The organism is Streptomyces sp. SAI-135, assembly GCF_029893805.1.
In the GTDB taxonomy this organism is placed as follows: domain Bacteria; phylum Actinomycetota; class Actinomycetes; order Streptomycetales; family Streptomycetaceae; genus Streptomyces.
In genome coordinates this window covers 4,316,005-4,330,223 of record NZ_JARXYP010000002.1, presented here as the reverse complement: position 1 = coordinate 4,330,223, position 14,219 = coordinate 4,316,005, and the positions used below count along the sequence as shown (strand labels likewise).

The following is a 14,219-nucleotide window of genomic DNA, read 5'->3' as shown; positions in this document are numbered from 1 at the left end:
GTTATCCACAACCCGTCGAAGGCACCACACATCGCCCACTACCCTGGACCCGTGACCATTCGCCTGTACGACACCAGCGCCCGGCAGATCCGTGACTTCGCCCCGCTCACGCCGGGTTGTGTCTCGATCTACCTGTGTGGCGCCACCGTGCAGGCGGCCCCGCACATCGGGCACATCCGCTCCGGCCTGAACTTCGACATCATGCGCCGCTGGTTCGAGTACCGCGGCTACGACGTCACCTTCATCCGCAACGTCACCGACATCGACGACAAGATCATCGCCAAGGCGGCCGAGCAGAACCGCCCCTGGTGGTCGATCGGGTACGAGAACGAGCGCGCGTTCAACGACGGTTACACCGCCCTCGGCTGCCTCCCGCCCACCTACGAGCCGCGTGCCACCGGGCACGTGACCGAGATGGTCGAGATGATGCAGGGCCTCATCGAGCGCGGCCACGCCTACGAGTCCGACGGCAACGTCTACTTCGACGTGCGCTCCTTCCCGGGCTACCTGGAGCTGTCGCGGCAGGAGCTGGACAACCTCCTCCAGCCGTCCGGCGAGGGCGAGACCGGCAAGCGCGACCCGCGTGACTTCGCCATGTGGAAGTCCGCCAAGCCGGGCGAGCCCACCTGGTCGACGCCGTGGGGTCCCGGCCGCCCCGGCTGGCACCTGGAGTGCTCGGCGATGGCCCACAAGTACCTGGGCACCGCCTTCGACATCCACGGCGGCGGCCTCGACCTGATCTTCCCGCACCACGAGAACGAGATCGCCCAGGCCAAGGCCTACGGCGACGACTTCGCGCAGTACTGGGTGCACAACGCCTGGGTCACCATGGCCGGCGACAAGATGTCCAAGTCGCTGGGCAACTCGGTGCTCGTCTCCGAGATGGTCAAGGAGTGGCGGCCGATCGTGCTCAGGTACTACCTGGGCACGCCCCACTACCGCTCGATGATTGAGTACAGCCAGGACGCCCTGCGCGAGGCCGAGTCGGCGTTCGCCCGGATCGAGGGCTTCGTGCAGCGGGTCGTCGAAAAGGCCGGCCCCGTCGAACCCTCCGCCGAGGTGCCGCCCGCCTTCGCCGAGGCCATGGACGACGACCTGGGCGTCCCGCAGGCGCTCGCCGTCGTGCACACCACCGTCCGGCAGGGCAACAGCGCGCTCGCGGCCGACGACAAGGAAGCCGCCGTCGCCCGCCTCGCCGAGGTCCGCGCCATGCTCGGCGTCCTCGGCCTGGACCCGCTCGACCCGCACTGGGCCGGCGAGTCCGACCGGGGCGAGGACCTGCACGGCGTGGTCGACAGCCTCGTCCGCCTGGTCCTCGACCAGCGCGAGGCCGCCCGCGGTCGCAAGGACTGGGCCACCGCGGACGCCATCCGCGACCAGCTCGGCCAGTCCGGGCTGAGCATCGAGGACGGCCCGCAGGGGCCGCGCTGGACGCTCGGACCGCGCTGAGCCCCTCCCGATCTCGAAGATCGATTGTGCCGCCCGGCCCTCCGGGCGGCACACTGCATAGACGTACGAACATCGCACCGACGCAGAACGACGTGGAACAGGTAGGTCATGGCAGCCAACAACCGCCGCATGTCCGGCAAGAAGGGCGCGCAGGTCGGCAGTGGCGGCCAGCGGCGCAAGGGCCTGGAGGGCAAGGGTCCGACCCCGCCCGCCGAGATGCGCAAGGGGCACAAGAAGAACCGGATCGCCAACGCCAAGGCGAAGCAGACCGTGCGCCGTCCCGCGCCGCGCGGCCGGGGCGGCAAGGGCACCTCCGAGATGGTCGTGGGCCGCAACCCCGTCGTCGAGGCGCTGCGCGAGGGCGTGCCCGCGGTGACGCTCTACGTCCAGCAGTTCATCGACAACGACGAGCGGGTCCGTGAGGCGCTCCAGCTCGTCGCCGACCGCGGCGGCGTCCACCTCATGGAGGCCCCTCGCCCCGAGCTCGACCGCATGACCAACGGGCTCAACCACCAGGGCCTGGTCCTCCAGGTCCCGCCGTACGAGTACGCCCACCCCGAGGACCTCGCCGCGGCGGCCTACGACGACGGCGAGGACCCGCTGATCGTCGCCCTCGACGGCGTGACCGACCCGCGCAACCTCGGCGCGGTCGTCCGCTCGGTCTCCGCGTTCGGCGGTCACGGCGTCGTCGTACCGGAGCGGCGCGCGGCCGGCATGACCGCAGGCGCGTGGAAGACGTCCGCCGGTACGGCCGCCCGCACCCCTGTCGCGCGTGCCACCAACCTGACGCGCGCCCTGGAGGCGTACAAGAAGCAGGGCATCGTGGTCGTCGGCCTCGCCGCCGACGGCGAGCACGAGATCGGTGACCTGGAGGCGCTCGGCGGTCCGGTCGCCATCGTCGTCGGCAGCGAGGGCAAGGGCCTGTCCCGCCTGGTCGGCGAGACCTGTGACTTCCGGGTGCGGATCCCGATGCCGGGCGGCGCCGAGTCGCTGAACGCCGGTGTGGCGGCCGGGATCGTGCTGTACGAGGCGGCTCGCCGGCGGGGCTGAACGACTGTTCGGCGCGGTCCCCCACATGGGGTATTCCTGGCGTACGGGGCAAGCTTGACGGGGTCCGGACAGATCCGGCGAGTCAAAGCAGTGTCCTAACCACACGTCACTCGGTTAGATGAGTGTGGACACCAGAACACCCCGCACACCCACGGGGGACGGCCCGTCGGGATTCGACGACGCTCCCGCGCTGAGCATGGTGAAGGTGCCGAGCGATCCGGCGCAGATCATCGTCAATCATGCGAGCTTCCGCGTGCAGCTGGGCGCGTCGACGAGACGCGCCCAATCCCCGCGGATCGCACGGCACTTGATCGCCGCCGAGGACACCGCCAGGATGCCGGCCGTCGGCGCCGCGGGGCGCCGTCGGCCCGTCGTGTGGAGCGGCAGGTCCGCCCCCGACGACACCGGCGCCCACCGCCTGTTGCAGGCCGTGCGGGGCGGCAGCGTCGGCCACGCCGAAGCGCCCGCCGCCGACGCCGGAGCCACCCAGGTCATCCCCCGCATCGACGTCGACCACGGCTACCAGGCCGACTACGACGACGAGTTGGCCCAGACCATGGAGACCCCGGTCGTCGGCGCCCAGCGCACACCCGACGGCGACGGCACCCGACTCCTGCCCCACATGCGCACCGTGGGCAGCGCGTACGACGAACCCCCTTACGAAGGCGAGGAGTTCGACGACGGCTTCGACGAGGCCCGCGCCGACCGCGCCACCAGGCGACAGGGCGACGAGGCCGCACGGCACGCGTACTACCCCGGCCGCCGGATGAACCTCGGCGTCGTCCTCCTCCCGCTCCGCATCTTCCTCGGCTTCATCTCCATCTACGCCGGCATGGGCAAGCTGTGCGACCCCGTCTACTTCGACGGCGGCAAGCGCGGCTCCATGGTCAAGTGGCTCAACACCCTGCACCCGTGGGAAGTGGCCGAACCACTGCGCCAGTTCGCCCTCCAGCACCCCGTCGGCTCCGGCCTCGTCATCGCCTTCTTCCAGGTCATCGTGGGCGTCCTCACGATCCTGGGCTGCTGGCAGCGGGTCGCCGCGGTCGTCGGCGCCGGCCTCTCCGCCGCGCTCCTCGTCACCGTCAGCTGGAAGAGCGTCCCCGCCTACGACACCCCCGACATCATCTACCTCGCCGCCTGGTCCCCGCTGATCATCGCGGGCGCCCCCGTCTACTCCATCGACGGCCGCCTCGCGGGCAGCGCCTGGCGGCGCCTCGGACCCCGCTCCGACATCTGGGAGCTGCGCCGCTTCGTGCTGCGCCGCGGCGCCCTCATCACGGCCATCGTCACCGGCCTCACCCTCCTGATCGGCTCCGTCCTCGGCGGTGCCGTCCGGGACGCCGACCGCGTCATCGTCCCCGGCCCCGGCGAGGCCCCGCGCAACGAACTGCCCGGCTCCCCGCTCCCGCAGGACTCCGCCAAGGCCCGCAAGAAGAGCCCGTCGGCGTCCACCCGGCCCAGCCAGGGCGCCACCAGCGGCCCGTCCGCCGCCCCCTCCGCGGCCCCCGGCGCCACCCGCGACACCGGCACGGGCACCGGCGGCTCGCCCAGCCAGACCCAGGGCACCACGGGCCAAACCTCGCCCCAGCAGTCCTCCCCGGTCCAGCAGGCCCCCAGCACCACCTCGGGCCCCACCGGGGGCACCAGCACCTCAGGCGGCTCGACCGGCGGCTCCGGCACCGGAGGCTCCTCCTCCGGCGAACCGGGCCTGGTGGGCGGCCTGTTGGGGTAGGCGGGCCGGTGGGCGACATACTGGGCAACCCCACCGGCTGAGAGACACCGGCCCACGAAAAAGGTCCCGCACCTGTCGAGGTGCGGGACCTTCTCGTCGTGGCCGCTACCGACCGAGTGCCGCCAGTTCCTTCGCCGCCTCGGTCAGGTCCTTCGCGGTGTCGATGGCCCGCCAGTACGCCCCCTGCGGGATCGGGAACCCGGCGAGCCGCAGCTCGCGCGCCAGCGTGGGGAACGTGGTCCGCTCGTGGTCCCCCCGCTCCGGCAGCAGCGCGGCGAACGCGGGCGAGAAGACGTAGACACCGGCGTTGATCTCGAACGTCGACGGGGGTGCCTCTATGAAGTCCGTGATGTGTCCGAACCCGTCGGTCTGCACCGCCCCCCACGGAATCCGCGGCCGCGCCAGCGCGAGCGTCGCGATCGCGTCCCGCTCGGTGTGGAAGTCCGCCATGTCCCGCAGCGAGAACCGGGTCCAGATGTCACCGTTCGTCGCGTACCACGCCTGGTCCGGGTGCGGCAGATGCGCCGCCGCGTACTTCAGTCCGCCGCCCCGGCCGAGCGGCTCCGTCTCGATGACCGTCGTGACCCGCAACGGCAGATCGGCCGTCCGCAGCCAGTCCTGGAGCACCTCGGCGAGATGCCCGCAGCTGACCACCACGTCCGTCACGCCTTCCTCGGCGAGCCAGACAAGCTGATGGCCGATGATCGGAGTCCCCGTGCCGGGGATCTCGACCATCGGCTTGGGCCGGTCGTCGGTGTAGGGGCGCAGCCTGGAGCCCTGGCCGCCGGCCAGGATCACGGCCTGGGTCGGACGGGACGCGGCGTTCGGATCGGTCATGCCCGAAACTGTACGGCGCGCCCCTGCCCCGACCTCGGTCGGCTCCCCTCTCGCGGGGGTCAGCCGTGGGCCGCGGCCACACCCGTCGCGAAGGAGGTGTCGCAGACGGGGCGGGCGTACGACTGCGCGCGCGTGGGCCCGTACACCCGGACCGCGGCGCGGCCCAGGGCCTTCGCGATGGAGACGCAGTGCTCGGCGAGCGAGGGGCGCTCGTTCACGGCCTCCTGGAGGTGGGTGAGGGCGATGCCCGGGTTCTCCTCCTGGAGCTCGGTCAGCAGCTGCTCGCGCAGGGCGTCCTGGGGGGCGAGGGGCGCGCTGCGCGGCTTGCTGTCCGAGACCGTGGCGTCCGAGGCGGTGAGCACCGAGGAGCTCGAGGGATCCCCCGACCAGTTGACTCGGGTGACCGCGAGGGTCCCGGAGAGCACCAGGACGACGGGCAGGACAAGGGCGAGGGAGCGGCCGATACGGCGGGCGGGGCCCCGGCCGCGTCGCGTCTGTTGGTAAGTGGAGTGCTTCACGCGTGTGAGGGTAGCGTGCGGTAATGATTTGGCGACATTTAGTCACCGGTTCGGGGGATGAGACAGTGCCGTTTTTTGGGTAGGGCGTTGACGCACACTGCTCGAAATGACCGGTGTGCCGGGGTATTCGGCGCCGGCCTCCGGATGCGGGAAGGGCCCCGCAGACGCTCTGCGGGGCCCTTCTCGTCAACCTGGGTGAATTGTGCTGTTCGTTCCCTCGTCCGGACTCAGTCGGAGAGGCGCTCGCCCGTGGAGGTCGAGAACACGTGGGTCTCGCCCGGACGCGGCACGACGTGCAGCGTGGCGCCCTTCTCCGGGACGGCGCGGCCGCTGACGCGGACGACCAGGTCCTTCAGGTCGTCGCCGACCTTGGCGGAGCCGTAGACGTAACCGTCGGCGCCGAGCTCCTCGACCACGTTCACGGAGACCGCGAGACCGGCCGGGGCGTCCTCGGTGTCCTTGGAGAGGGCGGAGGCGGCGGCGCCGTTGTGCTCGACGATGTCGAAGTGCTCGGGGCGGACGCCGACGGTGACCGTGGTGTCACCCTTGTCGGAGGCGGCCTTGAGGGCCTCGCGGTTGACGGGCACCACGCTGTTGCCGAACTTCACACCGCCGTCGGTGATCGGGACCTCGACGAGGTTCATCGCCGGGGAGCCGATGAAGCCGGCGACGAAGAGGTTCGCCGGGCGGTCGTACATGTTGCGCGGGGAGTCGACCTGCTGGAGCAGGCCGTCCTTGAGGACGGCCACACGGTCGCCCATCGTCATGGCCTCGACCTGGTCGTGGGTGACGTAGACGGTGGTGATGCCGAGACGGCGCTGGAGCGAGGCGATCTGCGTACGGGTCGACACACGGAGCTTGGCGTCCAGGTTGGACAGCGGCTCGTCCATGAGGAAGACCTGGGGCTCACGCACGATGGCGCGGCCCATCGCGACACGCTGGCGCTGACCACCCGAGAGGGCCTTCGGCTTGCGGTCCAGGTACTCGGTGAGGTCGAGGATCTTCGCGGCCTCCTCGACCTTCTGCCGGATCTCCGCCTTGTTGATGCCGGCGATCTTGAGCGCGAAGCCCATGTTGTCGGCGACCGTCATGTGCGGGTACAGGGCGTAGTTCTGGAACACCATGGCGATGTCCCGGTCCTTCGGCGGCAGGTGCGTGACGTCGCGGTCGCCGATGCGGATGGCGCCGCCGTTGACGTCCTCGAGCCCCGCCAGCATGCGGAGCGAGGTCGACTTGCCACAGCCGGACGGGCCGACCAGGACGAGGAACTCGCCGTCCTCGATGTGGATGTCGAGACCGTCGACGGCGGGCTTCGTGGAACCCGGGTAAATACGGGTCGCCTTGTCGAACGAAACAGTGGCCATGGCTCAGAGGCCCCCTTCTACCGGCAGGAACGTGCCGGACGATCCGTTGTAGGAAGGTGGTGGTCCAGTCCACGCAGGTGGACTGGCTCAGGACGGTACCTGGCGTTCACGCGTATGTCAGTACCTGTCGGACTGTGAACTTCGCGGAAATTTTCGACAGGCCTCCACGGCGACCTGGGTACACTGCTCGGGCGCACCCCCGCGGTGGCGGTGCACGCCTCCTTAGCTCAGATGGCCAGAGCAACGCACTTGTAATGCGTAGGTCGTCGGTTCGAATCCGACAGGGGGCTCTGTGAAGCCCAGGCCGGGTTACCTCTGGCCTGGGCTTTTGTCATGTGGAGTCGCCTGCACCGCCCCCGATGCGTTGTATCCGAGCTGTCCGTTGCGCAGGAGGAACACCCCGGCGCCCTGTCCGTGGTGCGCTTCCTCATCCCTGGTCCGCTTCCCCGTCCCCGGGCGGCCCCGGCTCGGTGTCGATGCGGTAGCCGACTCCCGGCACGGTGGCGATGATCCAGGGTTCGCCCAGGCGCTTGCGCAGGGCCGAGACGGTGATGCGTACGGCGTTGGTGAAGGGGTCGGCGTTCTCGTCCCACGCGCGTTCCAGGAGGGCTTCGGCGCTGACGACACCGCCTTCGGCGCCGACGAGGACTTCGAGCACGGCGAACTGCTTCCTGGTCAGGGCGACGTAGCGGCCGTCCCGGTAGACCTCCCTGCGGAACGGGTCCAGGCGCAGACCGGCGATCTCCCGCACGGGCGGTCTGCTGTGGGCGCGTCTGCGGTCGAGTGCCCGGAGCCGGAGGGCGAGCTCCTGGAGTTCGAAGGGTTTGGTGAGGTAGTCGTCGGCGCCGATCCCGAACCCGGTGGCCTTGTCGTCGAGGCGGTCGGCCGCGGTGAGCATCAGGATCGGCATGCCGCTGCCGGAGGCGATGATGCGTTCGGCGATCTCGTCGCCGGACGGGCCGGGGATGTCCCGGTCCAGGACGGCGATGTCGTAGGTGTTGACGCTCAGCAGTTCCAGGGCGGTGTCGCCGTCGCCCGCGATGTCGGAGGCGATCGCTTCCAGGCGGAGACCGTCGCGGATGGCTTCCGCCAGGTAGAGCTCGTCCTCGACGATCAGCACACGCATGCCGTCGATGCTACGAGCGGACACATATCGCCGTCGTATCGAAAACCGCAGCCGGTACGGCGGCGGGGGAGGTCACGCGGTGCCGGAGGCCTTCGTGAGGGCTTCGTCGGTGAGGCGGTAGACCGTCCACTCGTCCTGTGGGCGGGCGCCGAGGGACTCGTAGAAGTCGATCGCGGGGGTGTTCCAGTTCAGGACGGACCATTCGAGGCGCTGGTAGCCGCGCTCGACGCAGATGCGGGCGAGTTCGGTGAGCAGGGCCTTGCCGTGGCCGCCGCCGCGGGCGGTGGGGCGGACGTAGAGGTCCTCCAGGTAGATGCCGTGCACACCCCGCCAGGTGGAGAAGTTGAGGAACCAGACGGCGTAGCCGACCACCGCGTCGGTGGCGTCGGTCGCCACGTGGGCGTAGGCGGCGGGGCGCGGGCCGAAGAGGGCCTCGTGCAGTTGCTCCTCGGTCGCCTTCGCTTCCGGCAGGGCCTTCTCGTAGGCGGCGAGGTCGCGGATCAGGGTGTGGATGGCGGGGATGTCGGCGGGGGTGGCGGGGCGGATCACGGCTGTCGGCTCCGGTGGGTGCGCAGGCGGTGGGCGATGTCGAGCTGTCGGGGTTCCAGGGGGCGGCCGTCCTCGATGTCCCAGAGGGCGTTCTGCAGGAGGCGTCCCAGGGTCCAGGCACGCGCGCGTGCGCGGTCCAGGCCGAGGACGTCGGTCATGGCGTCGAAGCGCCAGAGGACCTCGTCGGGTTCGTAGCGGTTGTCGAGGGCGGGCCAGAGGTCGAAGCCGGGGTCGCCGGCCAGGGGTTTGGGGTCGATGGCGAGCCAGGGGGCGCGGCCCGCGGCGAGGACGTTCTCGTCGTGCAGGTCCCAGTGCAGGAGCCGGTCGCCGGGTTCGTCGGCGACCTCGCGCACGGCGGCCGCGCAGTCGGCGACGGTACGGCGGATCTCCGGGTCCGGGATGTGATCGAGGACGTGCGGGGTCCTCTCCAGCATGCCCTGCGCGATGTCACCGAGCCGGCGCATCCCGGGCGGGGCGGGATGCGCGGTCAGCCGGGCCAGCAGACCGGCGATGACCAGGACCGCGTCCCGGGTGCCGGGCAGGGTGGACAGCATGCGGGCGGAGTCGAGCCGCTCCAGGAGCATGGTGTGGGTGACCGGGTCGTGGTCGAGCAGGCGGACCGCCCCCTCGCCGTCCCACCGGCGCAGGGCGACGGGTTCGCCGGCGCTCTCCTCGTCGAGGAGCTGGAGCTTGAGGACGGCCGGGGTGCCGTCGCCGCGGCGGACGACCGGCAGGACCAGGGCGGTGACCCCGTGCATCGGGGAACCGTCCGGCCTGAGCTGCCAGCGCTCCAGGAAGTCCTCGGCCAGAGCGGGCAGCCCGGCGATGAACTCCCGGCCCCGGTCGCCGTTGTAGAGCTCCTGTGCCGCCGCCAGTTCCTCCGGGATGTCGATCACGTCCTGGACCCTACCGGCGTGCGTGAATCGACTCATGCGAATCAACCGGGGCCTCCACAGGGTGTGGGCGTACATCCGCAGCGCCCCCGGCACCTATGTGTGGCTGGCGGTCCTTTTCGTGACGACGGTGGCGTTGCACCACATGTCGCCGGAGTTCGAGGAGGAGTTCCTGCGGCAGCGCTCGACCAACATCCGTGAGCTGTCGAGCGATCCGGTGCGGGTGCTGGTCTCCAGCGCGATGTGGATCGACAGCGGGCACTGGCTGCCGTACGTCGTCCTCTACTCCCTCTTCCACGCGCCGGCCGAGCGCTGGCTGGGCACCGCGCGCTGGCTGGCGGTGTGCGCGGCGGCGCACGTCCTGGCCACGCTGATCGGCGAAGGGGCGCTGCTGTGGGGGATACGGCACGCGATGGCGCCCGCGTCCGCGGTCAACACGCTGGACATCGGGGTGAGTTACGCGCTGGCCGGGGTGATCGCCGTGCTCGTGTACCGGATCCCGCGGCCCTGGCGGTACGTCTACGGGTTCGCGGTCCTCGTCGTGTACGCGGTGCCCCTGGTGACCGGACGGACCTTCACCGACCTCGGGCACTTCGCCTCGGTCCTGATCGGTTTCGGGTGCCGGCCACTGGTCCGGGGGCGGGAAAAAGCACGGAATCCGAAGGAGACAGCGGAACTGCCGACGGGTTAACGTCCCAGGTCATGAGCAGCAGCGTCGTCAACGGCGGCATCTCCTTCTGGTACGCGGACGACGGCTACCCCGCGGCGCGTGAGCCGCTCGGCGGTGACGCGTCGGCGGACGTCGTGATCGTCGGCGGCGGGTACACCGGGCTATGGACGGCGTACTACCTGAAGAAGGCCGTGCCCTTCCTGCGGATCACCGTCCTGGAGCAGAAGTTCTGCGGCTACGGCGCCTCCGGGCGCAACGGCGGCTGGCTCTACAACGGCATCGCGGGCCGCGACCGGTACGCGAGGCTGCACGGCCACGAGGCCGCCGTACGGCTCCAGAAGGCCATGAACGACACCGTCGACGAGGTCGTCCGGGTGGTCGCCGAGGAGGGCTTCGACGCCGGTCTCCACCAGGGGGGTGTCCTCGAAGTCGCCCGTACGCCCGCGCAGTTGGCGCGTCTGAGGGCCTTCCACGAGCACGAGCTGTCGTACGGCGAGAAGGACCGTGAGCTGTACGGCGCCCGGGAGACGGCGGAGCGGATCCGGGTCGCGGACGCGGTCGGGTCCTCGTGGACACCGCACGGGGCGCGGGTGCACCCGGTGAAGCTGGTGAAGGGGCTCGCGGCGGCCGTGGAGGCGCTGGGCGTGGTCGTCCACGAGCAGACACCGGTGACGGAGATCCGGCCCAAGCACGCGGTCACGCCGTACGGCACCGTCCGCGCGCCCTATGTGCTGCGCTGCACCGAGGGCTTCACCGCCGCGCTGAAGGGCCAGAAGCGGACCTGGCTGCCGATGAACTCCTCGATGATCGCCACCGAGCCGCTGACCGACGAGCAGTGGGCGGCGATCGGCTGGGAGGGGTGTCAGACGCTGGGGGACATGGCGCACGCCTACATGTACGCGCAGCGCACCGCCGACGGGCGGATCGCGCTGGGCGGGCGGGGGGTGCCGTACCGCTTCGGATCGCGCACCGACAACGACGGCCGGACGCAGGCGCAGACGGTCGAGGCGCTGCGGGAGGTCCTGGTGGGCTTCTTCCCGATGCTGGCCGGGACGCGCGTCGAGCACGCCTGGTCGGGGGTGCTGGGCGTGCCCCGCGACTGGTGCGCGACGGTGACCCTGGACCGTTCGACGGGCCTCGGCTGGGCGGGGGGTTACGTCGGTTCGGGCGTCGCCACCGCCAACCTGGCCGCCCGCACCCTGCGGGACCTGGTCCAGCAGGACTCCGGCCAGGGCGGCCGCACCGGGCTGACGGAACTGCCGTGGGTGGGGCACCGGGTGCGCAAGTGGGAGCCGGAACCGCTGCGCTGGCTCGGCGTGCAGGGCATGTACGCCACCTACCGCACGGCGGACCGGCGCGAGCACGGCAGCCACAGCGCCGAGTCGTCCCGGCTGGCGCAGTGGGCGGACCGGATCGCCGGCCGGCACTGACCGGAGCGCCGGCCCGGCACCAGGCCGGACGGCGCTCACCGGATCACCGGCCCGGCACCGCTCACGCCGTCACGCCGTCACGCCGTTCACGCCACCGATTCCGGCACCGGCGCCTGTGCGGGAGCCCCCTGCTTCGGGGGCTTCGCCGTCACCATCAGGCCCGCGATCAGGCCGGCCAGGAGCATGATGCCGGCGGCCCACCAGATGGCGACGGTGTAGCCGTGCACGACGCCCTCCTTGACGATCAGCGCCTTCTTCGACGGGTCGGTCAGGTGGGCGCTGATGTAGGCGGTGCTGCTGGTGGTGGCGATCGTGTTGAGCAGGGCCGTGCCGATCGAACCGCCCACCTGCTGCGAGGTGTTCACGGTCGCCGAGGTCACCCCGGAGTCCTGCGGGGCGACGCCCGCGGTGGCCGTGGAGAACACCGGCATGAAGGTCAGGCCCATGCCCAGGCCCATCAGCAGCAGGGCGGGCAGGATCTCTGTGGTGTAGGAGCTGTCCACGGTCATCCGGGTCAGGACCAGCATGCCGCCCGCGGCGAGGACCATGCCGGGGACCATGAGCATGCGCGGTGCGACATGGTTCATCAGGCGGGCCGAGATCTGGGTCGAGCCGACGATGATCGCGGCGGTCATCGGCAGGAAGGCGAGGCCGGTCCGTACGGGGGAGTAGGCCAGCACCACCTGGAGGTAGTAGGTCATGAACAGGAACAGGCCGAACATGCCGATGACGGCGAGCCCCATGGTGAGGAAGCAGCCGGCCCGGTTGCGGTCCTTGACGATGTGCAGCGGGAGCAGGGGGTGCGGCGCCCGGGACTGCCACCACACGAAGCCCGCGAGCAGGACGACGCCTCCCGCGATCAGCGCCACCACCAGGGGGTCGCTCCAGCCCCGGGGCTGGGCCTCGCTGAAGCCGTAGACGATCGCGACCAGGCCGCCGCAGCCGAGCAGGACACCGGGCACGTCGAGGCGGGCGCCCGCGTGGCCGGGACGGTCGTGCAGCAGGGCGAGGGCGCCGAAGACGGCTATCACCGCGATGGGCACGTTGACGTACAGGCACCAGCGCCAGTTCAGGTACTCGGTGAGCAGCCCGCCGACGATGAACCCGATCGCCGAACCGGAGCCCGCGAGCGCGCCGTAGATCCCGAAGGCCTTCCCGCGCTCCTTGGGGTCGGTGAAGGTCGTGGTCAGCAGGGACAGCGCGGAGGGCGCGAGCACGGCCGCGAAGACGCCCTGGAGGGCGCGGGCGGCGAAGAGCATGCCGGAGCCGGTTGCCGCGCCGCCGAGCGCCGAGGCGGCCGCGAAGCCGACCAGTCCGATCACGAAGGTGCGTTTGCGGCCCACCAGGTCGGCGATCCGGCCGCCGAGCAGGAGCAGCCCGCCGAAGGCCAGCGTGTAGGCGGTGATCACCCATTGCCGGTTGCCGTCGGACATGCCGAGGTCCTGCTGTGCGGAGGGCAGCGCGATGTTCACGATGGTCGCGTCGAGGACGACCATGAGCTGGGCGAGGGCGATGACCACCAGGCCCCACCAGCGGCGTGGATCTTCACCTGTCCGGGTGACACTCATGGGGTCAGAAGACCATGCATCGGTACGGGTCGCATCTGGGCGTGTCATGGCTCCAGGACCACCTTTCCGGTCGTGCCGCGGGTCTCCAGCGCGCGGTGTGCGCGGGCTGCCTCGGCGAGGGGGAAGCGTTGTACGGCGGGGGTGAGACGGCCCGCGGCCGCTTCGGTCAGGGCACGCAGTTCGAGGGTGCGGATGGGGTGGGGGCCGCCCGCCTTCTGGGCCATCACGGGCCCGAGGACCTGTTCGGAGACACCCTCGACGAGGTAGGGCCGGCCGTCGCGGACACCTTCGCCGGACCAGCCGAAGACGATGTGCCGGCCGTTCTCGCCCAGCAGGCCGACGCTCTCGCGGGCGATCTCCCCGCCCACCCCGTCGAAGACGACGGTGGCGGGCCGGCCGCCGAGGAAGGCGCGGACCTTGCCGGGCCAGGCGGAGTCCGTGTAGTCGACGGCGAGGTCGGCGCCGTTGGCCTGGACGAGGGCGGATTTCGCCGGGCCGCCCGCCAGTCCGACGACGGTCGCCCCGGCGTTCTTCGCGTACTGCACGAGCAGGGTGCCGATGCCTCCGGCCGCCGCCGGGATCACGACCACGGAGTCCGGGCCGAGCTCGGCGAACTGGACGATCCCCATCGCCGTACGGCCTGTGCCGATCATGGCGACCGCCTGGGCGAAGTCGAGGTTGCCGGGGATCTCGTGGACGCGGTCGACATCGGTGACGGCGAGTTCGGCGTAGCCGCCGGGCGCGAAGCCGAGGTGGGCGACCACGCGCTTGCCGAGCCACAGGCCGGCGACGCCCTCGCCGAGGGACTCGACCGTGCCGGCGACCTCACGGCCGGGAATGGTGGGAAGCACGGTCGGCCGGGGTGCCGGTCCCTGCTGTCCCTCGCGCAGGGCGGTGTCCAGGAGGTGGACCCCGGCCGCCCCTACGGCGATACGGACCTGGCCGGGGGCCGGCACCGGGTCCTCGGTCTGCTCGTAGGTGAGGTTCTCGGCGGGGCCGAAGGCGTGCAGGCGGATGGCGTGCATGGATGGAA

The 14,219-nt window shown here is 71.1% G+C and carries 13 protein-coding genes and 1 tRNA gene; 6 read left to right on the top strand and 8 right to left on the bottom strand.

Annotated features, from left to right (window positions below; genetic code table 11):
• Positions 1–51: 51 nt before the first annotated feature.
• From cysS to M2163_RS23920, 3 genes are all read left to right on the top strand, one after another.
• On the top strand, positions 52–1,449 hold the full coding sequence (gene cysS, locus M2163_RS23930; protein WP_280850774.1) for a cysteine--tRNA ligase: 1,398 nt from the start codon (positions 52–54) through the stop codon (positions 1,447–1,449).
• A gap of 108 nt (positions 1,450–1,557) precedes the next feature.
• Complete coding sequence (gene rlmB / locus M2163_RS23925) at positions 1,558–2,499, top strand: 23S rRNA (guanosine(2251)-2'-O)-methyltransferase RlmB (protein ID WP_280894971.1); 942 nt, start codon at positions 1,558–1,560, stop codon at positions 2,497–2,499.
• 118 nt (positions 2,500–2,617) lie between these two features.
• Entirely contained in the window at positions 2,618–4,231 is a 1,614-nt protein-coding gene (locus tag M2163_RS23920; RefSeq protein WP_280850776.1) for a DoxX family protein, read from the top strand.
• A 105-nt stretch (positions 4,232–4,336) separates the two neighbouring features.
• Here the strand turns inward: M2163_RS23920 and M2163_RS23915 are convergent, their stop codons facing one another.
• The 3 genes from M2163_RS23915 to ugpC all read right to left on the bottom strand — a co-directional run bounded on the left by M2163_RS23915 (position 4,337) and on the right by ugpC (position 6,950).
• Positions 4,337–5,068, bottom strand: a complete 732-nt coding sequence (locus M2163_RS23915) for a nucleotidyltransferase family protein (RefSeq protein WP_280850777.1) — start codon at positions 5,066–5,068, stop codon at positions 4,337–4,339.
• 59 nt (positions 5,069–5,127) lie between these two features.
• Complete coding sequence (locus M2163_RS23910; RefSeq protein WP_280850778.1) at positions 5,128–5,586, bottom strand: hypothetical protein; 459 nt, start codon at positions 5,584–5,586, stop codon at positions 5,128–5,130.
• A 227-nt stretch (positions 5,587–5,813) separates the two neighbouring features.
• Positions 5,814–6,950 carry a sn-glycerol-3-phosphate ABC transporter ATP-binding protein UgpC gene (gene ugpC / locus M2163_RS23905; protein WP_280850779.1) on the bottom strand — a complete coding sequence of 379 codons (1,137 nt, stop codon included), beginning with the start codon at positions 6,948–6,950 and terminating at the stop codon, positions 5,814–5,816.
• 216 nt (positions 6,951–7,166) lie between these two features.
• Between ugpC and M2163_RS23900 the strand changes: the two genes are divergently transcribed.
• Positions 7,167–7,240, top strand: a tRNA-Thr gene (locus tag M2163_RS23900).
• A gap of 137 nt (positions 7,241–7,377) precedes the next feature.
• Here M2163_RS23900 and vanR-Sc read toward each other — a convergent pair.
• The 3 genes from vanR-Sc to M2163_RS23885 form a co-directional block, all read right to left on the bottom strand.
• Entirely contained in the window at positions 7,378–8,076 is a 699-nt protein-coding gene (vanR-Sc, locus tag M2163_RS23895) for a VanSc-type vancomycin resistance response regulator transcription factor VanR (RefSeq protein ID WP_280850780.1), read from the bottom strand.
• A gap of 72 nt (positions 8,077–8,148) precedes the next feature.
• A complete protein-coding gene (locus tag M2163_RS23890; protein WP_280850781.1) occupies positions 8,149–8,625 on the bottom strand; it encodes a GNAT family N-acetyltransferase in 477 nt (158 codons plus the stop codon).
• Positions 8,622–9,521, bottom strand: coding sequence for an aminoglycoside phosphotransferase family protein (locus M2163_RS23885; RefSeq protein ID WP_280850782.1), 900 nt, complete (start codon positions 9,519–9,521; stop codon positions 8,622–8,624). The genes M2163_RS23890 and M2163_RS23885 overlap by 4 nt, the downstream gene beginning before the upstream one ends.
• Before the next feature lie 34 nt (positions 9,522–9,555).
• On the opposite strand from M2163_RS23885, the gene M2163_RS23880 reads away from it, so the two are divergent.
• Together M2163_RS23880 and M2163_RS23875 are read left to right on the top strand one after the other, a co-directional pair.
• Positions 9,556–10,209: a rhomboid-like protein gene (locus tag M2163_RS23880; protein WP_280850783.1), complete on the top strand. Its 654-nt coding sequence runs from the start codon at positions 9,556–9,558 to the stop codon at positions 10,207–10,209.
• A gap of 11 nt (positions 10,210–10,220) precedes the next feature.
• The gene (locus M2163_RS23875; RefSeq protein WP_280850784.1) at positions 10,221–11,618 is read left to right on the top strand and encodes an FAD-dependent oxidoreductase; all 1,398 of its coding nucleotides are present in this window, start codon (positions 10,221–10,223) and stop codon (positions 11,616–11,618) included.
• Positions 11,619–11,704: 86 nt separating this feature from the next.
• Here the strand turns inward: M2163_RS23875 and M2163_RS23870 are convergent, their stop codons facing one another.
• Positions 11,705–13,186 (bottom strand): MFS transporter, encoded by a 1,482-nt coding sequence (locus tag M2163_RS23870; RefSeq protein ID WP_280894970.1) that lies wholly within the window; start codon positions 13,184–13,186, stop codon positions 11,705–11,707.
• Between the two features lie 44 nt (positions 13,187–13,230).
• Positions 13,231–14,211, bottom strand: coding sequence for a zinc-binding dehydrogenase (locus tag M2163_RS23865; protein WP_280850786.1), 981 nt, complete (start codon positions 14,209–14,211; stop codon positions 13,231–13,233).
• Positions 14,212–14,219 lie beyond the last annotated feature (8 nt).

Excerpts from the sequence above, each read along its gene's own strand:
- M2163_RS23875 (WP_280850784.1), top strand. The coding sequence starts at position 10,221 with ATGAGCAGCAGCGTCGTCAACGGCGGCATCTCCTTCTGGTACGCGGAC.
- M2163_RS23870 (WP_280894970.1), bottom strand. The coding sequence starts at position 13,186 with ATGAGTGTCACCCGGACAGGTGAAGATCCACGCCGCTGGTGGGGCCTG.
- M2163_RS23920 (WP_280850776.1), top strand. The coding sequence starts at position 2,618 with ATGAGTGTGGACACCAGAACACCCCGCACACCCACGGGGGACGGCCCG.
- M2163_RS23865 (WP_280850786.1), bottom strand. The coding sequence starts at position 14,211 with ATGCACGCCATCCGCCTGCACGCCTTCGGCCCCGCCGAGAACCTCACC.
- vanR-Sc (WP_280850780.1), bottom strand. The coding sequence starts at position 8,076 with ATGCGTGTGCTGATCGTCGAGGACGAGCTCTACCTGGCGGAAGCCATC.
- M2163_RS23880 (WP_280850783.1), top strand. The coding sequence starts at position 9,556 with ATGCGAATCAACCGGGGCCTCCACAGGGTGTGGGCGTACATCCGCAGC.
- rlmB (WP_280894971.1), top strand. The coding sequence starts at position 1,558 with ATGGCAGCCAACAACCGCCGCATGTCCGGCAAGAAGGGCGCGCAGGTC.
- ugpC (WP_280850779.1), bottom strand. The coding sequence starts at position 6,950 with ATGGCCACTGTTTCGTTCGACAAGGCGACCCGTATTTACCCGGGTTCC.
- M2163_RS23915 (WP_280850777.1), bottom strand. The coding sequence starts at position 5,068 with ATGACCGATCCGAACGCCGCGTCCCGTCCGACCCAGGCCGTGATCCTG.